Source organism: Dysgonomonas sp. Shenzhen-Wh21 (genome assembly GCF_043392705.1).
Lineage (GTDB): Bacteria > Bacteroidota > Bacteroidia > Bacteroidales > Dysgonomonadaceae > Dysgonomonas.
The window spans coordinates 1-5,653 of record NZ_JAIXHZ010000231.1; the positions used below are offsets into that span (position 1 = coordinate 1).

Here is a 5,653-nt window from a genome sequence, read left to right on the forward strand (position 1 = left end):
CTGTCGCAGATTTGATCGGCTTATCTGCTCCACTTTTGTCTCAAAGGGGGCGGATGTCTTTTATCTATCCTTTTGATTACAAAGCAGAGCTTATAAAGCTTGCCGAACAATATAAACTATCAGTGTCGCGTATTACCAATGTGTTTCCTACTCCTTATTCTGCACCAAAACGTATTCTGGTAGAACTGTCGAAAGAAGAAGCCACACCAATCGAAAATGACTTGATTATAGAAAAAGCAAGACATGTATATTCAGATGACTTTACTGCTTTATTGAAAGATTTTTATCTGAAAATGTAAATTGATTTTTCGGGTTATACGTTTCGCTATAACTGTTTTCTTACACTACTTTATTTTGCCATCGGGCTCGTGTGAGATATATGATTGAGAATATTAATAGAGGTCCCCAATAAAAGTATTCTACAGTCCAACACCACGCTACAGACATTTCCTTATATATTACTATCCACGACATAGCCACAATGTATATTACCATTGTTATCATTTCCAATATAAGGGCAGCTTGGGTATTTCCTGTTCCAGATATGGAGTTGAATACTACAATACTTAGTGCCGATATCGGTAGCGAGAAAAGTAATACGATGAGAGGCATCACTGTTTCTTCGATAAGTGTTTTCTGATCGATAGGAGCTATGATTGATATCCAAAACTCGGGAGAAATAAATGTTATTCCCATCATGAGAACGATTATTCCCAGGTTTAACAAGCATATTTTCTTCACAAGGGGGATAACTCCTTTTATATTCCCTGCGCCCATCGTATTACCCACAAGTGTGTTGGCGGTGGTGGCCAAAGCATTCATCGGAATAAAGTAAACCATATAGAAACTTCGGACGAGGTTTGTTATTTTGAGCGCATCTTCTGAGTGTTGCTCTATGGCAACGAAGAAGATAAACCATGTAGACATGGAGATGAAATACTGTACCATCGTAAAGGATGATATATTCAGGATGCTTCGGATAATGGATAGCTTGAATTTCATCTTTGCAAAACCATATTTCTTGAAGTCGACGGTTGCAAATGTATATATGGTAAAGAATAGCACAGAGGCTATCTCCGACAATACCGCAGCGATGGCAGCACCTTCAATTCCCATTTCGGGGCAACCGAAGTTTCCGAATATCAGAGCATAGTCGGCTATGATATTTACAACAGCCATTGTGATTGCATTGAATGTCAATACCTTTGTGCGGGCGATTCCTACATAGAATGCGCGGAACATTACGTTGAATGCCGCAAAGAAAAACCCGTAGATGCGTATAGATAAATATCTGTCGATAGCGTCGAATACATCCGGCGATTTGAGGAATGTAGACAGCACCTGATCGATCAGCAGCTGTGACATGAAAAACAGAATAAGGGCAAATACTTGTAAAAATATAAGCCCCTGTATCACGATAGTACCTATCTTATCGTAATTCTTTTCGCCATTGCGGCGGCTGATCATAATCTGCCCACCGATACTGAATCCGAAGCAAAGCGTAAAAATGGCTACATAATATATCCCTGCAAGTCCCGAAGCACTTTGGTATATCCCTGCCAAACCCGGGTGATCGGGATTGACAACATGTCCGAGGAAAAAAGTACCTGTGAGTTGTATAATATTCTGGGCAAGTAATCCTAACATAATAGGAATACTTACCTTCCATATATCTTTATATGTATATGAATGCATAAGTTTAGCTGTTTGCTATTTGCCAATAGCAGAGTTAATACAAATTCCTAAAAATAGGTCTTATTTGATAATCTTGTTAGTCTTAGTGTCAGGAAATACAACCCATGGCTTGAAAGACTTAGCTTCTTCAAACTCCATTTGGGCATAAGACATTATAATAACAATGTCTCCCGGTTGTACTTTGCGGGCGGCAGCTCCATTCAGGCAAATAGCACCCGATCCACGTTCGCCTCTGATGACGTATGTTTCGAGGCGTTCGCCATTGTTATTGTTGACGATCTGGACTTTTTCGCCTTCTATCAGGTTTGCCGCGTCCATCAAATCTTCATCTATCGTGATACTTCCGATATAATTCAAGTTGGCTTCGGTTACAGTAACACGATGTAACTTCGATTTTACAACTTCTATGATCATTTTTTATCTTTATAATTAAGCTTTCGCTTTGTATACAATATTATCTATCAAACGTACATCGCCACAAAATACTGCGATGCATCCTACTATATAATCAGATTCTTGCCAGTTGTTTACCGACTGTAAAGAATCGCCGTCTACTATTTCGTAGTACTCTACATTCAACTCTTCATGTGAATTGAGCTGATTGGTAACTCTGTCTATTACCTCTTTTACGGTCTGGGATTGCATCCATTCCTTACTTTCGAATAAGGTTTTAGATATATTTACAGCCACCTGTTTTTGAGCTGCGTTCAGTCTTTCGTTCCGACTGCTTAGTGCCAGTCCGCTGGGTTCCCGTACTATCGGCATTGGTACAATCTGTACCGGCAACTCCAGTTGCTTGACCATAGCCCTGATTACTGCCAATTGCTGGAAATCTTTTTCTCCAAAATAAGCTTTGTCGGGTTTTACAATGTCGAACAAACGGCTTACAACTTGTGCTACACCGTTGAAGTGTCCGGGGCGATGCACGCCTTCCATCACTTTGTCAATCTGTCCAAAATCGAACTCTCTTGTATCCGGCTCGGGGTATATTTCTTTTTCGGAAGGGGCAAAGACGAAGTCTACGCCTGCTTTTTCCAGAAATAGACAATCTTGTTCCAGGTTGCGCGGATATTTTACAAGATCTTCTTTGTTGTTAAACTGTGTCGGGTTTACAAATACGCTGACAATAGAGATGTCATTGTCTGCGATACATTGTTTTACAAGAGAAATATGACCGTTATGCAGTGCACCCATGGTGGGTACGAATCCTATTTTTTTGTCTTTCAGGCGCAATGGTGCAACAACATCTTGTACCTCTTTTACAGTATTTAATAATCTCATCTTTTTCAAAAATCAAAAGCGGATACAAAGCAACTAAATATTTGTGTAACGACGAAACAATCAGGCTTTTTTGTTTCAATTTTAACGAATAAATCTTCATCAAAACAAGGAAGAAAGACCTTAAATTAAAGGGTTGCAGGATTTTGTCTTGTAAAATTTGCAAAAAACAAGATTTTTTTTTATTATCTTTGTACTTTCAATTCAAGAAACAGAAGAGGATTATAATTAAATGGGTACTAAAAAGATTTTATACATCACGCAGGAGATCACTCCTTACTTGCCGGATTCACCAATAGCAACTAATTGTAGATACTTACCTCAAGCAATACAAGAAAAAGGACAGGAAATAAGAACGTTTATGCCGAAGTTTGGCAGTATAAACGAACGGCGTAATCAGTTGCATGAAGTTATACGCCTATCGGGAATGAATCTTATAATAGATGATACAGACCATCCTCTGATAATAAAAGTGGCATCGATACAGGCTGCCCGCATGCAGATCTACTTTATAGATAATGATGATTACTTCAAACGTAAATATACTGTGGCGGATGATCACGGAGTGGAGTTTGACGACAATGACGAACGAAGCATATTCTATGTGAGGGGTGTATTGGAAACAATAAAAAAACTACGTTGGATACCTGATGTAATCGATTGTCATGGTTGGATGACAGCACTTACAGGTCTTTATATTAAGACAGCGTATGCTGACGACCCTTGTTTCAAAAACTCAAAGGTTGTTTACTCTCTCTATAATGATGACTTTAAGAAGCCGTTCAGCAATAAATTTATCGACAAATTAAAGTTCGACGGAATAAAAGATAAGGAAATCACAGACCTAAAAGGTGTTGTTGATTTCGAGACTCTGGCTAAATTTGCGATTAAAAATGCAGACGGAGTAATACAAAGTGAAGATTTGATCAATAAAGAAGTCCTCGATTTCGCAAGTAAATCAGGTAAAAACTTCCTTCCTTATCAGGGAGATCTGGAAAATTCTGTTGATGCAATCAATAATTTTTACGAGAATCTTTAAAGTATCTAAAATAAAAATAGAAAAATGCTGTTTTATTTCATGAGAACAGCATTTTTTTGGATATTTGAAACCAATTTAATTTAACCCTTAATTTTGAATGAAGAGTAAAGCTTTACTGAGTCTGATAATTACAATCCTGATGGTTGTTTTTATTTCTTGTGATGACGATTTGAACAAGATAGGAAATTCTATACTGCCCGAAGGAGACGATATATTTGTATATGTTGATACTGTTGCCATAACAGCAAGAACCGTATCGCTCGAAGATTCGGTATATGCCAAATCTCAAACAGGGTTATTAGGAAATTATGTAGATCCTGTATTCGGGAACATTAAGTCTGATTACTTATCAGAACTATATTGTCCTGAAAATACTGAGTTTCCACCAAAAACACTTTCTATCGATTCGACTTTCCTGGAAGTGATTTCAGATCAGTATCTGGGTGATAGTATCGCTCCGTTTGGTATAGCTGCATACAAAGCAACACAACCTCTTACCGCTAATTTCTTTACGAATATAGATCCGAAGAAATATTGTGATATGTCGCAACCTCTAGGACAAGGTATATTTACAGTAACTTCTGCTCCGAACAATAGCGGTCAAAGGACGTATTCACTTCGTCTTAAAAAGTCGATGGGGCAAGAGTTTTATGATGAATGGGTGAACTCGAAAGGAGCAACATTCAAAAATTCTGATTCTTTCCGCAAATTCTTTAAAGGTATGTATCTTACATCTACCTTTGGTTCGGGAACAATGATTAGTGCGAGTACTACAATATTTAAGGTATATCTTAAATATAATGGCAGAAATATAGCTGATACCGAAGACTCTGTTCGAGTAGGAATATTTAGAATGGCATTTACGCCCGAAGTGATACAGTTGAACCACATTCAGAACAAAAATCCTGACTACTTGTTTACCAATAATGATACACGTACGTACATGAAAAGCCCGGCGGGAGTATGTACCGAATTGACAATACCTTTGGCCGAAATAATGAAAAAAGCCGAAGAGACAGGCAAGAAAAATAATAAATTGAATGCTGCTAACTTTAAGATTAAAGGATTTACCGAAGAGGAAGAAAAAACCAATTTGGGAAGGCCATCAACTCTTTTGTTTATAAATAAAGATTCTTTGACTAATTTCTTTTCAGATAGAAATAAGAATAGACCGGATGCCAAAACCAGCTTTGTGATGGAGCGGTCGTCGACTAATATTTATAATTTCGTCTATGGAAATATATCAAAGAGTACTGTAAATAATATAGCTAACCTGATTAATCACTATATGGATTATTATAAGGGAAAAGACAATATCCCTGATCTTAAATATTTGGTTATACCTGTTTCGACTAAGACTCAATCGTCTACAACGTCTTCTGGGTCGAGTGTTACTATGTACACAAATGTTTATAACTTAATGACTCCTACATCAGCTATATTCAGAACAGATGCTAATAATATGAAGATGGGGCTTATATTCAGTAACTATAATAGCAGCTCGAAATGATTAGCTAAAAAGATATAGTGTCGAGAAATAAAATAAGATACACAGCCCAGATATCCTATATACAATAGGAATAATACTCTGGCTGTGTATCTTATTTTATTTCTCGACACTATATCTTTTTAGCTAATCAT

At 37.4% G+C, this 5,653-nt stretch carries 5 protein-coding genes and 1 pseudogene; 3 read left to right on the top strand and 3 right to left on the bottom strand.

Going from position 1 to position 5,653, the window contains the following annotated elements; genetic code table 11:
* Window positions 1–299, top strand: a pseudogene (locus tag LDB17_RS15480) (tRNA (adenosine(37)-N6)-methyltransferase TrmM); the annotation flags it as partial.
* 40 nt (window positions 300–339) lie between these two features.
* Here the strand turns inward: LDB17_RS15480 and LDB17_RS15485 are convergent.
* Genes LDB17_RS15485 through panC form a run of 3 tightly spaced genes read right to left on the bottom strand, consistent with a single transcriptional unit; the run spans window position 340 to window position 2,976 of the window.
* A complete protein-coding gene (locus tag LDB17_RS15485; RefSeq protein ID WP_252638557.1) occupies window positions 340–1,695 on the bottom strand; it encodes an MATE family efflux transporter in 1,356 nt (451 codons plus the stop codon).
* A 60-nt stretch (window positions 1,696–1,755) separates the two neighbouring features.
* Window positions 1,756–2,109, bottom strand: coding sequence for an aspartate 1-decarboxylase (gene panD / locus LDB17_RS15490; protein WP_006843338.1), 354 nt, complete (start codon window positions 2,107–2,109; stop codon window positions 1,756–1,758).
* A gap of 15 nt (window positions 2,110–2,124) precedes the next feature.
* Window positions 2,125–2,976 (bottom strand): pantoate--beta-alanine ligase, encoded by an 852-nt coding sequence (gene panC / locus LDB17_RS15495; protein WP_252638558.1) that lies wholly within the window; start codon window positions 2,974–2,976, stop codon window positions 2,125–2,127.
* A gap of 229 nt (window positions 2,977–3,205) precedes the next feature.
* Between panC and LDB17_RS15500 the strand changes: the two genes are divergently transcribed.
* A complete protein-coding gene (locus tag LDB17_RS15500; protein ID WP_252638559.1) occupies window positions 3,206–4,012 on the top strand; it encodes a glycogen/starch synthase in 807 nt (268 codons plus the stop codon).
* Between the two features lie 97 nt (window positions 4,013–4,109).
* On the top strand, window positions 4,110–5,522 hold the full coding sequence (locus tag LDB17_RS15505; RefSeq protein WP_252638560.1) for a DUF4270 domain-containing protein: 1,413 nt from the start codon (window positions 4,110–4,112) through the stop codon (window positions 5,520–5,522).
* Window positions 5,523–5,653 lie beyond the last annotated feature (131 nt).